The following is a 15,885-nucleotide window of genomic DNA, read 5'->3' as shown; positions in this document are numbered from 1 at the left end:
GGGGACCGTTATGAGCACACAGGACAAGGTCATCGCCATTATTGCCGAACAGGCCGTGCTGGAACCGTCGGATGTCGCGCTGGACAGCACACTCGAAGATCTGGGGATTGACAGCCTCGGCCTGGTAGAGAGCATCTTTGCCATTGAGGAAGAGTTCGACATCACCATCCCGTTCAACGCAAATGAACCGGAAAAAAGCGAGTTCGACATCTCCAACGTTGCCGCGATCATCGCCGGCATTGAAAAGCTGATTGCAGAGAAATGATCGCGGCTCGGTTCGGCGAGGGCCCAGCATGAAACGGGTTGTGATTACCGGCATGGGGACGATCAATGCCCTCGGCCACACCGTTGCCGAGACGATGACCTCTCTTGCTGAGGGACGTTGCGGGATTGGCGAACTGGATTTTCAGGACGTTGACCGCCTGTCGATCCGGATCGGTGGGCAGGTGCACGGATTTGAAGCGGAAGGCAGGTTCAACCGCCAGCAGATGAGCCTCTATGATCGCTTCACCCAGTTCACGCTGACAGCGGCCAAGGAGGCGATCCAGCAATCCGGGCTGGAGTTCCATGGAGAGCTCTCTCAGAAATCGGGCGTTGTGCTTGGGACTGCAGGCGGTGGCGTCTCGACCTGGGATGACAACTACCGCTCTGTTTATGAGGCGGGCAAAAACCGGGTCCATCCTTTTGTTGTGCCCAAGCTCATGAACAACGCGGCCGCAAGCCACGTCTCGATGGAGCATAACCTAAAGGGGCCCAGCTTTACCGTTTCGACGGCTTGTGCGTCCTCCAATCATGCGATGGCACAGGCGTTTCAGATGGTGCGGAGCGGGATGAGCCCGGTCATGGTCACCGGCGGATCTGAATCCATGCTGTGCTTCGGTGGTGTCAAGGCGTGGGAAGGTTTGCGCGTCATGTCACGGGATGCCTGTCGGCCCTTTAGCGCCAACCGCAATGGCATGGTCCAGGGCGAGGGGGCGGGGATTTTCGTGTTTGAGGAATATGAACACGCGCGTGCCCGTGGTGCGGATATCATCTGCGAAGTCATCGGCTTTGCCATGTCCTCGGATGCGGCCGACATCGTGATGCCCAGCAAGCAAGGCGCTGCCCGTGCAATTGCGGGTGCCTTGCAGGACGCCCGCCTCAATCCCGAAGATGTGGCCTACATCAATGCCCACGGCACCGGGACAGCGGCCAATGACAAAACCGAATGCGCAGCCGTTGCAGATGTGTTCGGCCCACATGCTGACAATCTGATGATGTCCTCGACAAAATCGATGCATGGGCATTTGATTGGTGGAACTGGGGCCGTGGAACTGTTGGCCTGCATCATGGCATTGCGCGACGGGATCGTTGCGCCCACCATCGGCTATGAGGAACCAGACCCCGAATGTGCGCTTGATGTGGTGCCGAACACCGCCCGCGAAGCAAAGGTCGATGTCGCACTTAGCAATGCGTTTGCCTTTGGCGGGCTGAACGCGGTTCTGGCATTGCGCAAGGTCTGAACCGATTGCACCGGACAAAAGAAAACCGCCGCCTCCGAGATCCGGGGGCGGCGGTTTCCTGTTTTTGGCAAAAGCCTGCGTTTACTGCTTTACCACATCCACGACGTTGTAGCCGGCGGTAAAGCCGCTCAGCGACATTTCCATGTTGATCACCTGATCCGGCGCCGGTGCCGGACGCAGGCTCAGCGTGGCAACCTTGCCCTTTTTCATGGCGTCGATGTCACCCTGCGTCAGACCAATCTGCGCAACGCAGCCGGTCGGGTTGCAGAACGAGTAATTGTAACGCTTGGCAGGACCGCCATCGACGGAAATGGTCAGGGCTGCAGGCAGCAGCGTTTCCAAAGGAACGATCACAGTCGCGCCGGCCACGGCCTGGCTGCCCTCCTGATCGATCCGGAACATCGAAAACTCAGCCATCGGGCTGCCGTTTTCGTCGGTCATGATCTGCAGCAACGAGCAGGGATCCTGCTCCTGTTCCGTTTTCACGCAGGCCAGATCCCAATCGCCATGTGTTTCCTTGGAATACCGCTGACCCAGACGCGGGCCTTCTTGCACAGGCTGGCCCAGATCCAGAACGTCGTCAGCCGTCGGGGCTTCGGCGTTTTCTGCTGCGGGCTGGCTCTCTTCGGTCGCAACCGCCCCAGAGCTGTCCTGCGCCATCAGGGGCAGGGGCAGAGCCATCAGCGCTGCCAGGGTCATCGGGGTCAGGGACTTCATCATGATTGCCTCATATATCCTTGCTTGGTGAAATTGATGTAGCACGCCAAGATTGGGCTGTCAGGGGAATAACCACCAGAACCGGCATCGATGGCGGGGAATTGAGCGGGAAGTTTCTCACTGGCGCAAGGGATTGTTCAAAAAACAAAAAAGGGAGCAGAGCGCCCCCTTTTTCGTATAGTCTCTCCCCGTCGGACTGGCCGACTTAGTTATTGGGTAGGACGTTACGAAAGGGTCGGCCATCGGTCAACATGCAATGAGAAAAAAATGTGGTTAGCGCAAATTTTATCGACACGCGCGCGCATTCCGCGCAGGTTTCCCGCTCTGGTTGCCCCGGCGGAATGTGATATGCCTAAATGATAGGCATTCAGGGCAGAAACACGGCAGAATTTCCACGCCATCCAATCACTTACATGTATCAGATAGTCACGAAAAAAGGCCGTGCCAAGGGCACGGCCAGTCTGACAGGGAGGAAATGTCCACCAACACAACCGCATGATGGTCGGTGGGCAAGTATGACGGTCGCATGAAAAGGTTAATTTTGTATTTTCATTGAAACGATCGCCGCCTCTGCGCAGGATTGGTGACAGCACAAGGTCGACAGACCAAATTCAAAGGAACACAGGCAGCCATGACAGAGACCATTTTCATCGGAGGCGGCGGCGAGTCTTATGCTGAACCGCAGGAGATGACCCTGAAATACGCCAACCGCCACGGCCTGATCGCCGGCGCAACTGGCACCGGCAAAACAGTCACCTTGCAGATCCTGGCGGAAAGCTTCTCGAACGCGGGCGTCCCGGTGATCCTGTCTGACGTTAAGGGGGATCTGTCCGGCCTCGCCAAAGCGGGGAGCGCGACGCATAAACTGCATGGCCCCTTTATGGAACGTGCGGCCAAAATCGGGTTTGCAGATTACAGCTATCACGCAACGCCAGTGACATTCTGGGATCTCTACGGAGAGCAAGGCCATCCCGTCCGGACCACTGTTGCAGAAATGGGGCCGTTGCTGCTTGCTCGTCTGCTGGAGCTGAGCGAGGCGCAGGAGGGTATCCTGAACATCGCCTTTCGACTGGCCGATGAAGAAGGTCTGGCGCTGCTTGATCTGAAGGATCTTCAGGCATTGCTGGTCTGGGTTGGTGAAAACCGTGCCGAATTGTCGTTGCGCTACGGCAATGTCTCTACCGCCTCCATTGGCGCGATCCAGCGGCGCCTGCTGGTGCTGGAAAATCAGGGCGGCGCGCAGCTGTTTGGCGAACCTGCGCTGGAGCTGTCGGACCTGATGCGCTGTGACGCTGACGGGCGGGGAATGGTGAACATTCTGGCGGCTGACAAGTTGATGGCTGCGCCGGGCCTTTATGCGACTTTCCTTCTGTGGCTGTTGTCCGAACTGTTTGAGGAATTGCCAGAGGTTGGTGATCCGGACAAACCCAAGCTGGTGTTCTTCTTTGACGAGGCCCACCTGCTGTTTGACGACGCGCCAAAGGCCCTCATAGATAAGGTCGAGCAGGTCGCGCGCCTGATCCGTTCCAAGGGGGTTGGCGTCTATTTCATCACGCAGTCACCTGCCGACGTGCCAGAGGACATCCTTGGCCAGCTTGGCAACCGGATCCAGCACGCCTTGCGGGCCTTTACGGCCCGTGATCGCAAAAACCTGCGCCTGGCCGCCGAGACCTACCGCGAAAACCCAAGGTTCTCGACCGAGGACGCCATTCGCGAGGTCGGTGTCGGTGAAGCGGTGACCTCGATGCTGCAAAAGAAAGGTGTGCCCGGCATAGTCGAGCGGACATTGATCCGCCCGCCGAGCTCCCAGCTTGGCCCGATTTCCCCATCCGAGCGCGCGGAGTTTCTGCGCCAATCCGATATGGCCGGAAAATATGACCAACCTGCGGACCGACGGTCAGCCTATGAAATTCTGGCGGAGCGCGCTGCCAAGGCCGCAGCCGAGGCCGAAGCCGCAGAAGACGCGGCCGAGATCGCACCAGAGCCCATGGCACGGGAATACAACGCCGCCCGTCGCTATAGCGGTGCGCGGGTCAGCCGCTCCAGCGCGCGTCGTGTCAAGCCGCGCGACAGCTTTGGGTCGGCAATTGGCGAGGCGGTCATCAAAGAACTGAAGGGCACAACCGGTCGCCGCATCGTGCGCGGGATCCTGGGCAGTTTGTTCAAAGGGCGCTGAGCCCAGCAAAGCCCAGAATGCAAAACGCCGCCAGATCTCTCTGGCGGCGTTTTTTGTCGTTTGTGGCGATTGGCCTTAGCGTTCCGGCAACAGGCCCCGTGGGCTGAACCGCAGGACAAGCAACAGGATCAAACCCATCGTCAGCAGGCGCATATGCGCGGCGCTGTCCAGAAGATGTGCCTTTACTGCGCTGCCGTCGGAGAGCCCCGCAGTGATGGTTTCGATCAGGAGGAGCCCCATAGGCTCTACCTTGATCCACAGGAACCAGATCAGCAGCCCGCCAAGAACCGAGCCAAAGTTGTTGCCCGACCCGCCGACGATCACCATTACCCAGATAAGGAAGGTAAAGCGCAGCGGGTTGTAGGTGCCGGGTGTCAACTGGCTGTCCAGCGTTGTCATCATTGCACCGGCGATGCCGCAGATCGCGGAGCCCAGAACAAAGATCTGCAGATGGCGACGGGTGACGTTCTTGCCCATTGCTTCGGCGGCGACCTCATTGTCGCGGATCGCACGCATCATGCGGCCCCACGGGCTCTTGAGCGCCATCTGCGCCATCCACAACAGCACCAACAGCACAACAGTGAACATGAGCGAGTAGCCCAGCTTGACATAAAGCGTGGATGCCAGAACCGGATCCAGACCATAGTCTGCCGCCTTTGCCACGAACTCTGCATCGTTTTGCAGGTCCACTTCATAGGGCATGGGGCGGGGCAGGCCGATGACGTTCTTGACGCCACGCGACAGCCAGTCCTCGTTTTTCATCACGGCAATGATGATCTCGGCAATGCCAAGGGTGGCAATCGCCAGGTAATCAGACCGCAGCCCAAGCGCCGTCTTGCCGATCAACCAGGCGGCGCCCGCCGCCAGCAGACCGCCGGCAGGCCATGCCAGAAGAACCGGCAGACCCAGACCACCAAGGTTGCCTGCAAGGGCAGGGTCAATGGCCTCGACACCGGCAACCGACGGGTCAAAGATCGCGCGGTAAACCACAAAGCCAACGGCAAGCACCGCAATCATCACGACGCTGCGCAGCTTGCCCGGCTCCATCATGCGGAACACGGCAATCGCGGCAACCAGCGTCATCGCGCCCATCACAAGGGCCATGATGATGCCAACGCCGCCCTGGCTCCATGCGCCGGGGGTCGGGGCACTGGAGACCAGCACAACAGCCAGACCACCAAGAGCGACAAAGCCCATGATGCCGACATTGAACAGACCGGCAAAGCCCCACTGCAGATTGACCCCAAGAGCCATGATGGCCGACACCAGCCCCATGTTCAGGATCAACAGGGCCGAGTTCCACGACCCGGAGAAGAACAACGCATTGGTGGAGCCCTCAAGCAGGATCAGAACACCAACAAAGAGGAAGAGAAGCGAGGTTTTTACTGTATCGCTCATACCGCTTTTCCTTTGAATAGGCCCGTGGGCTTGAACAGAAGCACAATCACCAGGATGGTGAACGAGACGGCAAATTTGTAGTCCGTGCTCAGCAGCTGGACGAGACCATCAGGTTTCAGGCTTTCAGGCAGCACATAGGTGAGCACCTTTTTCCACGCATAGGTGATTGTCACCTCGGAGAAGGCGATGATGAAGCCGCCGGCAATCGCGCCAATAGGGCTCCCCAGACCGCCAACGATCGCTGCCGCAAAGATCGGCAGCAGCAGCTGGAAATAGGTGAAAGGTTTGAACGACTTGTCCAGACCATACAGCACACCTGCAATGGTCGCGAGGCTGGCGACGATCAGCCATGTGTACATCACCACCCGCTCCGGGTTGATCCCGGAGAGCAGCGCCAGATCTTCGTTGTCGGAATAGGCACGCATGGATTTGCCGGTGCGGGTCTTGTTCAGGAACCAGAACAGGAGGGCCACCACGATCACCGCAGTGATAACGGTGATCCCTTGGGTGGTTTTGATGGCAAGACCTTCACGCAGGCCGGTCATGGCCTTGAAATCGCGTGCAGAAATCAGGAACCGTTCGCCATCCGCAAAACGCTGGTCACCCGGGCCGATCACAAAACGGACAAGCCCGTTCATCATGAACATCACACCAAGCGAGACCATTACAAAAACCACCGGCTTGGCTTTTTGTGCGCGGTAGAATTTGTAGACGGTGCGGTCGGTAAACAGCATCAGCGCCATGGTCGCTGCGATCCCTGCAGGGAGCGCAAGCAGCGCGGTCGGCAGCGGGCCGAAGCTCACGCCGAGGGACTGAAGCCACCAAGTGACAAGGATGGTGATCATCGTTCCAAACGCCATGGTGTCACCATGGGCAAAGTTCGAAAACCGCAGGACAGAGTAGACCAGCGTCACACCAAGCGCGCCGATCGCGAGTTGGCTGCCATAGGCAATGGCGGGCACGCCAACAAAATTGACAAATGCCACTAGGGCGTTGAGGAAATCCATCTCTTAGCCCCCCAGGAAAGATTTGCGCACTTCGGGATCGGCCAGCAGCTCTTGGCCGGTGCCGGTATAGGCATTGCGCCCCTGCACCAGAACATAGCCTTTGTCTGCGATCTCAAGCGCTTGCTTGGCGTTCTGTTCCACCATCAGGATCGGCAGACCTGTGCGCGATACCTCGATGATCCGGTCAAACAGCTCGTCCATCACGATGGGGGACACACCAGCGGTCGGTTCATCCAGCATCAGCACCTTGGGCTTGGTCATCAGTGCACGGCCCACGGCCACCTGCTGACGTTGACCGCCTGACAATTCACCCGCCGGCTGATTGCGTTTGTCGCGCAGGATCGGGAACAGATCATAGACTTGCTCCATCGTGTCGCGAATATCATCGGTCCGGATGAAGCCCCCCATTTCCAGGTTTTCCTCAACCGTCATGGAGGTGAAGATGTTCTGGGTCTGCGGAACAAAGCCCATGCCCTTTACGACGCGATCCTGCGGAGACAGGGACGTGATGTCCTCGCCATCCAGCCGGACCGCGCCCGAGCGGACGTTGAGAAGGCCGAAGACGGCTTTCATCGCGGTGGATTTGCCAGCGCCATTCGGGCCGACGATAACGGCGATTTCGCCGGGGTTCACGGCGATCGTGCATTCATGCAGGATGTCCGGCCCCTTGCCGTAACCGCCTGTCATGGCATCGCCAATCAGAAAGGGTTCAGACATTATGCCTGCTCCAGTTTATCTTTGTTTTTCAGACCAGTGCCGAGGTAGGCCTCGATCACCTGCTCATTTGCCTTGATCTCGTCCAGCGTGCCTTCGGCAAGTTTCTTGCCCTCGGCCATGCAGATGACCGGATCACAAAGGCGGCCGATGAATTCCATGTCGTGTTCGATGACGACAAAGGTATATCCGCGTTCCTCATTGAGGCGCTTGATGGCGTCGGCAATGGTGTAGAGCAGGGTGCGGTTCACCCCGGCGCCCACCTCGTCGAGAAAGACGATCTTGGCATCCACCATCATCGTGCGACCAAGCTCCAGGAGCTTTTTTTGGCCACCGGAGATTTCGCCGGCCTTCAGGTCCGCGATATGGCTGATGGTAAGAAACTCCAGAACCTCATCTGCCTTGGCGCGCAGGGCGCGTTCCTCATCAGCGATCCGCTTGCGGCCAAACCACGTGTTCCAGAGGCTTTCGCCAGACTGGTTGGCCGGCACCATCATCAGGTTTTCCCGGCACGTCATGGTCGAAAACTCATGCGCGATCTGGAAGGTGCGCAAGAGCCCCTTGTGGAACAGCTCGTGCGGGGGCAATCCGGTGATATCCTCGCCATCCATGGTCACCCGGCCGGAGGTCGGTTGAAGCACGCCAGCGATGACGTTGAAAAGAGTGGTTTTTCCGGCACCGTTTGGCCCGATCAAACCGGTTATGGAGCCCTTTGCGATTTCCAGCGACGCGCCATCTACCGCGTGGAACCCGCCGAAGTGCTTGTGCAAGTCCTCGACGACGATCATGTCATTTCATCCCCTGCCGCAGTTTCACGGCTTTTGAATTTGGAACAGCCCGGGCAGAACCCGGGCTGATCATAGGTTAACATCTGAAAGAAATCAGAGTTAGCGGTACTTAACCGTGGTTACAGCACCGTCCTTGATTTCGATTTCACGGTAAGAGCCTGCGCTTTCACCCGGGCCAATCAGCTCAACGCCGGTTGCGCCCTGATAGTCGATCTGACCACCTGCAGCGAGGATCTCAAGCGCCTTGCCCAGCTCACCCGGATTGATCGGCTCGCCCGGTGCGTTAGCAACGTCGAGGATCTTGCCAGCGTAATCGGCCGGGTTCATGGAGCCCGCAGCCTGCATCGCCAGCAGGATCAGCGCAGCTGCGTCGTAGGATTCACCCACGTATGCAGAAGAGCCGTCAAAGTCAGCGTCTTTGGTCATTTCGGCAAAGATATCAGCACCTTGGCTCTGGGAGCCGGGGAACTGGCCGAAGGAGCCGTCGAGATCCGGACCGACGTTCTGCGGAAGGGAGTCACCAACCATGCCGTCGGGCAGGCCGAAGGTGTCGAATGCACCGGTGTCAAGTGCACCCTGGATGATGCCCAGACCACCCTGGTCGAGGTAGCCCGCAACAACCAGAACGTCGCCGCCGGCAGAGGCCAGTGCGCCAACTTCAGCAGAGTAGTCACCTTTGCCGTCTTCATGTGCAGCAACGATGGTCACTTCACCGCCCGCCGCCTCAAAAGAGGTTTTGATCGCGTCGGACAGGCCTTTACCATAGTCGTTGTTGGTGTAGGTCAGCGCGATGGAGTTCACGCCGCGATCCTTCAGCACTTCGGCCATGATCTGACCCTGACGGGCGTCAGACGGCGTGGTGCGGAAGAACAGACCGTTGTCTTCCATGGTCGACAGACCCGGCGAAGACGCCGACGGCGACACCATGACCATGCCGTTTGGCACAGCAACGTTCTGCAGAACCGCGCCGGTCACGCCGGAACAGTCAGAGCCCATGATGCCGTTGACACCATCGGAGAGCAGTTTTTCCGCGCTTGCGGTGGCGATGCCGTTGTCGATACAGGCAGAGTCACCACGCATGGTGGTCACTTTTGCGCCGTCCAGCAGCTTGCCAGATGCGCTGACCTCAGCGGCGGCCATTTCAGCAGCGCCAGCCATATGCGGTGTCAGCGATTCAATCGGACCGGTGAACCCCAGCAGAATGCCCAGCTTCACTTCTTTTGCATGACCGCCTGCAAACGCGGTGCCCGCAGTCAGGGCAGCGGCGGCGGTCGCCATCATGAGTTTTTTCATTTTTTTTGAACTCCCAATGTTGGAACAAAATGTTCAGATCGGACCCTAGGCAAGCAGGAATGGAAAGGGAAGGGCTTCTGCACAAAACCGAGGCAGGTTTTTTGGCGTTTCGTGGCGTTTTTTCGCCTCATCAATCCCGTGGGACGGATCGGGCGAGCAAACTGTCGGAAACCTTCACGCTACACATGTTCAGGACTGCCGGTTTCCCCCATTTCAGCGTCGCAACAGGTTCCCCACAGGTTCAGTGGGCGCAGGGGTGGATCTATGTGGTGAGTGCACTAGTTGAGAATATGCAAGGCCGCAGATTGTCATGCGGGGAAATATGCAGACTTATCATAAGTGCCCCTGAAACCGTTCTGAGAGAAGTATCGATATTATGCTCTTTGCTCCATTGGTCCGGATGCTGCGCACTGTCAGTTTATGTCGCGGCATGGCTGTGTGCGTCACCCTGGGTTTTGCGGCGTCAGCGCAAGCAGAGGACATCCAAACAAGCGAGGGGCCGCTTCAGCTCACGCAGGTCGCGCAGGGGTTTGATGTTCCCTGGGGTCTGGGTCTGTTGCCGGGCGGGGGCAGTCTGGTCACCGAACGCGACGGCAGGCTTCTATTCGTCGAAAACGGCACCGTGACAGAGGTCAAGGGCGTCCCACGGGTTGCCGCACAGGGGCAGGGTGGTCTTCTTGATGTGCTTGTTCCCCATGATTTTTCCTCGCACCGGGTGATTTTCTGGAGCTATTCAAAACGGGTGGGCCACGGCGCCACCACAGCGGTTGCGCGCGGCAAACTCAGCCGTCGCAACACTGCGCTGACTGATGTGCGCGACATCTTTGTGGCGAGCCCCGCCTCCACCACCGGGCGGCATTTTGGCTCTCGGCTGGCAGAAGGGCCTGATGGGGCCATCTACGTCACAATTGGTGACAGGGGGGATCGCCCGTCCGCGCAGGAAGTCGGCTCCCACAATGGATCTGTGGTGCGGATCAACCCCGATGGCTCTGTGCCACGCGACAATCCCCTGGTGGGGCGCACTGGGGCGCAGCCTGAGATCTGGAGCTACGGCCATCGCAATCCCCAGGGGCTCGCCTTTGATACGCAAGGGCGGCTGTGGTCCGCCGAACATGGCGCGCGCGGTGGGGATGAGATCAACCTGATCGGCAGGGGGCTGAACTATGGCTGGCCTGTCATCGCTTATGGGCGTCATTATTCGGGGCTCAAGATCGGGGAAGGCACCAGCCGTGCGGGAATGGAACAGCCAATGCACTACTGGGACCCGTCAATCGCGCCTTCCAACCTTCTGATTTATTCCGGAAAAATGTGGCCCGACTGGCGTGGGGATATCCTGGTCGGGTCGTTGAAGTTTGACTATATCGCCCGCCTCTCCGGCACGCCACTGACAGAGGTGGAGCAGATCAAAAGCGATGAGACCGGCCGGATCCGCGATATAGAAGAGGCCGCAGATGGCAGCATCTGGTTCCTCTCTGAAACCGAGGGAGCGCTATACCGCCTCTCCAGGTGATTTTGACAAAAATGGCCGGGCACGTCGGCCCGACCTGTTCATTGCAAAACTCTTGCCTCAGGCGTTATTCGCTGGCCCCTTTGGTGCCGCGCTCACGGTAGGGGGTGGTGTTGTAATGTGCCCGGTAGCATTTGGAGAAATGCGACGGCGAGGCAAAGCCACATGCAAGCGCCACGTTGATCACGCTCATGTCGGTCTGCATCAACAGGTTGCGGGCTTTTTGAAGCCGCAGTTCCATGTAATAGCGCTTGGGCGAGCGATTGAGATACCGCCGGAACAGCCGCTCTAGCTGGCGCGTCGACATGCCCACATTCTGCGCAAGAATTGACGGGCTGATCGGCTCTTCGATATTGGCTTCCATCATCTGGATGACCATCGACAGTTTCGGATGGCGTACCCCAATGCGGGTCGGGATGGACAGGCGCTGGGTGTCCTGATCTGTTCGGATGGAGGAATAGATCAGCTGATCCGCAACCGCATTTGCCAGGTCTTCGCCGTGATCATTGGCAATCAGTTTCAGCATCAGATCGATAGAGGATGTCCCGCCGGCGGTGGACAGGCGGTTTCCGTCGATCACAAAGACAGATTTGGTCAGGTCGACTTCATCGAACTCTTCATTGAAACTGTCGGAGTTTTCCCAGTGAATCGTCGCGCGCTTTCCATCCAGAAGACCCGCGCGCGCCAATGCATAGGACGCCGTGCAGAGCCCGCCAACAACCAAACCTTTGCGCGCTTCACGGCGCAGCCAGGACAGCAGGCGTTTGGTGGTGGCATCCTGAACGGCAATACCGGCGCATACCAAAATCGTATCATCGCGCTGCAGTTCGATCAGGTCTTCATCCACCTGAAAGGAGGTGCCAGCCGAACAGGAAACAGTCCCGCCGCCCTCACTCAGCAATGTCCACTTATAGACCTCACGTCCGACCATCCGGTTGGCAATGCGCAGACATTCCACGGCAGAGGCGAAAGACAGCATCGAAAAACTGTCCAAAAGCACAAACGCAAAGCGTTTCAGCTGGGGCTCAGAAGCCGGGGAATGTCTTGGCGTGCTTGGCTGTCGCATGGCCAGAGTCCTTGTTGTCGCATTTACTTCTGTTGGTGACTTTTTCAGCCACGAAATTTATCGCCCGTTTTCATAGCTTCGCGGTGTCGTCAAGACTTTGCAAATCTAAACTGGTCAGAAGCGGTGCGATTTCGTATAGGTACCGCTCACATTACAAGACTCTATCGGAGAAACAGCTATGAGTGAGTGGCAAAAATCGACCTGGCGCCAGAAACCGCGGGTACAGATGCCAGACTATACCGACGCCGACGCCCTGTCGGCTGTTGAGGCTCAGCTGTCCAAGTATCCGCCGTTGGTCTTTGCCGGTGAAGCACGTCGTCTCAAACAGCACCTTGGTGCGGCCGGTCGTGGCGAGGCGTTTCTGCTTCAGGGCGGCGACTGCGCCGAAAGCTTTGATCAGTTCAGTGCCGACGCAATCCGCGACACCTTTAAGGTGATGCTGCAAATGGCGATGGTGCTGACCTATGGCGCCAAGGTTCCGGTTATCAAGGTGGGCCGCATGGCCGGCCAGTTTGCCAAACCGCGCAGCGCACCCACCGAAACCGTGAACGGTGTCGAACTGCCGAGCTACCGTGGTGACATCATCAATGATCTCGCCTTTACCGAAGCCGCGCGTATCCCAGACCCAAAGCGGATGCTGCAGGCCTACACTCAGGCCGCTGCAACCCTGAACCTGTTGCGCGCATTCTCGACCGGCGGTTATGCGGATGTGAACCAGGTGCACGCTTGGACCCTCGGCTTTACCGAAGGGGAAAAGGCCGAACGCTACCGCGAACTGGCAAACCGCATCACCGATACGCTCGATTTCATGAAAGCGGCCGGTGTGAACAACGACACCGCCCACACGCTGCAAAGCGTCGAGTTTTACACCAGCCACGAAGGGCTGTTGCTGGAATATGAAGAGGCATTGACGCGTCTGGATTCGACCTCCGGCAAATGGCTGGCCGGATCGGGCCACATGCTGTGGATCGGCGATCGCACCCGTCAGCCTGATGGTGCGCATGTCGAATTCTGCAGCGGCGTGCAAAACCCCATCGGTCTGAAATGTGGCCCAACCACCACTGCCGATGATCTGAAGGTTCTGATGTCCAAGCTGAACCCGGAAAACGAAGAAGGCAAACTGACCCTGATCGCCCGTTTCGGTGCAGGGAAAGCAGGTGAGCACCTGCCGCGCCTGGTCAAGGCCGTCAAGGAAGAGGGTGCCAACGTGACATGGGTCTGTGACCCGATGCACGGCAACACCATCAAATCCGCGACTGGCTATAAGACCCGTCCGTTTGAAAGCGTTCTGCGCGAAGTGCGCGACTTCTTTGGCGTTCACGAAGCAGAAGGCACCATCCCGGGTGGCGTTCACTTTGAAATGACCGGTCAGGACGTGACCGAGTGCACCGGTGGCGTCCGCGCAGTCACGGACGAAGATCTGAGCGATCGTTACCACACCGCCTGTGACCCGCGCCTGAACGCAAGCCAGTCGCTCGAACTCGCGTTCCTGGTCGCTGAAGAGGTGTCTCAACTGCGCGCCCGCACGACGGCTCGCGCGGCAGGCTGATCGGCCAGCCTTTGCAGGGCTGACCCCGAAACATGAATAGCCCCTGCGCCGATGGCGTGGGGGCTTTTTTCTGCTCTCAGTTCTGACAGGAAGGCCGGGCTGGGAATGGATCGAAAAGGGAAACGCCCCGGACGTTCTGTCACGGGGCGGGGAATTTTGGGCTATGTCCAGTAGCGCAAAATAAACTGTTAGGAAGTCCTTAACCGATTCAGTCGCGGCTGACCACCAGTCGCAGGTGGCTTCCACGCGCGGGGCGTTCTTTTTTCTCACCGCGCTCATCCTTGTCCGCAGCGATGCCACGGTTTTCGATAAATGCGCGCGCTTCGCTCATGATGGATGGTTCGTCTTTGAAACGCGCCTGAGTTTCCGCAAAACCCGGATTGGGTGTGTTCACACCCGCAGCAGGTTTTGCATCCTCGCCACGCGGTTTGGCCTTAAACGCGGGGTCTGCGCCATGTTCGGCAACCGGGCGGATCTGGGTTTCTGTGACAGAGAACCGCTGGGAGACACCAGTTGGGTTGCCTTCGGAGATGAACACGCCAAGCGCACGGCTCACATCCCCCAGATCGCTGCGCAGCGGCAGCAGGAGCATCCGTGCTTCACGCGAACCGCGCAGGCGGTTGTTTTCCGTCTTCAGCGTCAGTTCAATGATTGCGGGCGTGTCGAACATGTTTTCCAGCGCGCTGCTGACCTGTTTGCGGGCCTGCGGTGTGAAAAACGCCGTGATCGGCATGCCGCGCACTTCCATGCCGGCCATTTCGTTGACCTTCTGCCCTGCAAGGCGGAAGCGGGCGATGCCAGGCGCAATACGTTCAAGGATAAAGGTCTGGGGCAGAATGTTTTCCAGGCCGCGTGGGTCGATCTGGGACCGGCTGGGGATGTCATCGCCCCGACGCAGTGCGGTCCAGTAGGATTCAGCCTGCCGCATCGGCGAGAGAGAGCCGGAGGAGCGGAAACGGTCCATCTTCACGACTTTCTGCTGACCAGTGCTGTTGTTGTCTTTGCGGCCGCCAAAAAACATAGGTGTCATCCTTGTTGGATCCGGCTGGTGAGGTCCAAGTGATCTTGGTTAGTCAACTCTTAATGCCGGATTGGTTATCCTGAAGTTAACATGACACAATCTAATTCAATTTTGGACTACTTCTTTAACGAATGGTTAACACATCCACTTGACACGTCGCGCAGGTGGACTTGGCCTGCAAGTCCTTGTAATCCGGGAAGGCTCGCACAGCTGTGCGCCACAATCGGGGGAGAGCACCACAGATGACCATCCATTCGATGACCGGATTTGCCGCTGCACAGGGGACGACGGGCGCCCACAGCTGGTCCTGTGAGCTGCGATCGGTGAATGCCAAGGGCTTGGACCTTCGGTTGCGTATTCCCGAGTGGCTGGAAGGGTTTGAGCCCTTTGTGCGTGGTGAGTTGGGCAAGGCGTTGGCGCGTGGGAATGTGTCGATGACCCTGCGCATAAACCGCAACGAGGACGCAGGCGCAGACCTGACCATAAACGAGGCGATGCTGGCCACTGTCCTGTCATCAATGGCAAAGATCGAAGCAGCCGCGAAGGTGGCGGGCGTTGATCTTGCCCCCAGTACCAGCGCAGAGATCCTCTCGCAAAGGGGGGTCTTGGAACAGGGCAACACCGCGGATGACCCCGCACCAATTGTGGCAGCGCTGAAAGGCGCCTTTGCCGCAATTCTGTCCGACTTTGTTAACATGCGCGCATCGGAAGGGTCGGCACTAAAGGCCGTGCTCCTTGATCAGCTGGACGAGATTGACACCCTGCAAAGCCGCGCAGCAGCCCTCGCAGAGGCCCGCAAACCGCAAATGGCCGCAACCCTGCGCACCAATCTGGCACGGGTTCTGGACAACGCAGACAAAGTAGACGAGGCCCGTGTCGCCCAGGAACTTGCGCTTCTGGCGGTCAAGGCTGATGTCACCGAAGAAATTGACCGCCTCAAGGCCCATGTTTCGGCAGCCCGCGACTTGCTCGCCAAGGGCGGCGCAGTTGGCCGCAAATTGGATTTCCTGATGCAGGAATTCAACCGCGAGGCCAACACCTTGTGCTCCAAGGCGCAAAACAGCGACCTCACGGCAATCGGTCTCGATCTTAAATCGGTCATTGATCAGATGCGCGAGCAGGTCCAGAACATCGAATAACCGTCACA

Annotated in this window: 14 protein-coding genes; 6 read left to right on the top strand and 8 right to left on the bottom strand. The window is 58.4% G+C overall.

Annotated elements, in window-relative coordinates; all coding sequences use genetic code 11:
- Nucleotides 1-10 precede the first annotated feature (10 nt).
- Nucleotides 11-265 carry an acyl carrier protein gene (locus NIT7645_RS06655; RefSeq protein WP_008561957.1) on the top strand — a complete coding sequence of 85 codons (255 nt, stop codon included), beginning with the start codon at nucleotides 11-13 and terminating at the stop codon, nucleotides 263-265.
- A gap of 28 nt (nucleotides 266-293) precedes the next feature.
- Nucleotides 294-1,502, top strand: a complete 1,209-nt coding sequence (locus NIT7645_RS06650) for a beta-ketoacyl-[acyl-carrier-protein] synthase family protein (protein ID WP_008562611.1) — start codon at nucleotides 294-296, stop codon at nucleotides 1,500-1,502.
- Between the two features lie 81 nt (nucleotides 1,503-1,583).
- Here NIT7645_RS06650 and NIT7645_RS06645 read toward each other — a convergent pair whose 3' ends face one another.
- Nucleotides 1,584-2,222: an invasion associated locus B family protein gene (locus tag NIT7645_RS06645; protein WP_008559785.1), complete on the bottom strand. Its 639-nt coding sequence runs from the start codon at nucleotides 2,220-2,222 to the stop codon at nucleotides 1,584-1,586.
- A gap of 628 nt (nucleotides 2,223-2,850) precedes the next feature.
- Here NIT7645_RS06645 and NIT7645_RS06640 point away from each other — a divergent pair.
- A complete protein-coding gene (locus NIT7645_RS06640) occupies nucleotides 2,851-4,395 on the top strand; it encodes a helicase HerA-like domain-containing protein (RefSeq protein WP_037302367.1) in 1,545 nt (514 codons plus the stop codon).
- A 75-nt stretch (nucleotides 4,396-4,470) separates the two neighbouring features.
- Here the strand turns inward: NIT7645_RS06640 and NIT7645_RS06635 are convergent, their stop codons facing one another.
- From NIT7645_RS06635 to NIT7645_RS06615, 5 genes are all read right to left on the bottom strand, one after another.
- Nucleotides 4,471-5,793 (bottom strand): branched-chain amino acid ABC transporter permease, encoded by a 1,323-nt coding sequence (locus NIT7645_RS06635; protein WP_008559723.1) that lies wholly within the window; start codon nucleotides 5,791-5,793, stop codon nucleotides 4,471-4,473.
- Nucleotides 5,790-6,800, bottom strand: coding sequence for a branched-chain amino acid ABC transporter permease (locus NIT7645_RS06630; protein ID WP_008559545.1), 1,011 nt, complete (start codon nucleotides 6,798-6,800; stop codon nucleotides 5,790-5,792). The genes NIT7645_RS06635 and NIT7645_RS06630 overlap by 4 nt, the downstream gene beginning before the upstream one ends.
- Before the next feature lie 3 nt (nucleotides 6,801-6,803).
- Entirely contained in the window at nucleotides 6,804-7,517 is a 714-nt protein-coding gene (locus NIT7645_RS06625) for an ABC transporter ATP-binding protein (protein WP_008559445.1), read from the bottom strand.
- On the bottom strand, nucleotides 7,517-8,302 hold the full coding sequence (locus NIT7645_RS06620) for an ABC transporter ATP-binding protein (protein ID WP_008560112.1): 786 nt from the start codon (nucleotides 8,300-8,302) through the stop codon (nucleotides 7,517-7,519). Before NIT7645_RS06620 ends, NIT7645_RS06625 begins: the two co-directional genes overlap by 1 nt.
- 99 nt (nucleotides 8,303-8,401) lie before the next feature.
- Nucleotides 8,402-9,595 carry an ABC transporter substrate-binding protein gene (locus NIT7645_RS06615; protein WP_037302369.1) on the bottom strand — a complete coding sequence of 398 codons (1,194 nt, stop codon included), beginning with the start codon at nucleotides 9,593-9,595 and terminating at the stop codon, nucleotides 8,402-8,404.
- Nucleotides 9,596-9,971: 376 nt separating this feature from the next.
- On the opposite strand from NIT7645_RS06615, the gene NIT7645_RS06610 reads away from it, so the two are divergent.
- Nucleotides 9,972-11,105 (top strand): PQQ-dependent sugar dehydrogenase, encoded by a 1,134-nt coding sequence (locus NIT7645_RS06610; RefSeq protein WP_008559101.1) that lies wholly within the window; start codon nucleotides 9,972-9,974, stop codon nucleotides 11,103-11,105.
- Between the two features lie 64 nt (nucleotides 11,106-11,169).
- On the opposite strand, the gene NIT7645_RS06605 is transcribed toward NIT7645_RS06610, so the two are convergent.
- Nucleotides 11,170-12,168, bottom strand: a complete 999-nt coding sequence (locus NIT7645_RS06605) for a GlxA family transcriptional regulator (protein WP_008559098.1) — start codon at nucleotides 12,166-12,168, stop codon at nucleotides 11,170-11,172.
- A 178-nt stretch (nucleotides 12,169-12,346) separates the two neighbouring features.
- Between NIT7645_RS06605 and NIT7645_RS06600 the strand changes: the two genes are divergently transcribed.
- A complete protein-coding gene (locus NIT7645_RS06600; RefSeq protein ID WP_008561851.1) occupies nucleotides 12,347-13,717 on the top strand; it encodes a class II 3-deoxy-7-phosphoheptulonate synthase in 1,371 nt (456 codons plus the stop codon).
- Nucleotides 13,718-13,925: 208 nt separating this feature from the next.
- Here NIT7645_RS06600 and NIT7645_RS06595 read toward each other — a convergent pair whose 3' ends face one another.
- The gene (locus NIT7645_RS06595) at nucleotides 13,926-14,738 is read right to left on the bottom strand and encodes a PAS domain-containing protein (protein ID WP_050686376.1); all 813 of its coding nucleotides are present in this window, start codon (nucleotides 14,736-14,738) and stop codon (nucleotides 13,926-13,928) included.
- 242 nt (nucleotides 14,739-14,980) lie between these two features.
- Between NIT7645_RS06595 and NIT7645_RS06590 the strand changes: the two genes are divergently transcribed.
- Nucleotides 14,981-15,877, top strand: a complete 897-nt coding sequence (locus NIT7645_RS06590; protein WP_050686374.1) for a YicC/YloC family endoribonuclease — start codon at nucleotides 14,981-14,983, stop codon at nucleotides 15,875-15,877.
- Nucleotides 15,878-15,885: the final 8 nt, after the last annotated feature.

Origin of the sequence: Phaeobacter italicus (assembly GCF_001258055.1) — a bacterium.
GTDB lineage: Bacteria > Pseudomonadota > Alphaproteobacteria > Rhodobacterales > Rhodobacteraceae > Phaeobacter > Phaeobacter italicus.
Note: the sequence above shows the minus strand (reverse complement) of the source record. Positions and strands in the feature narration are given on the sequence as shown.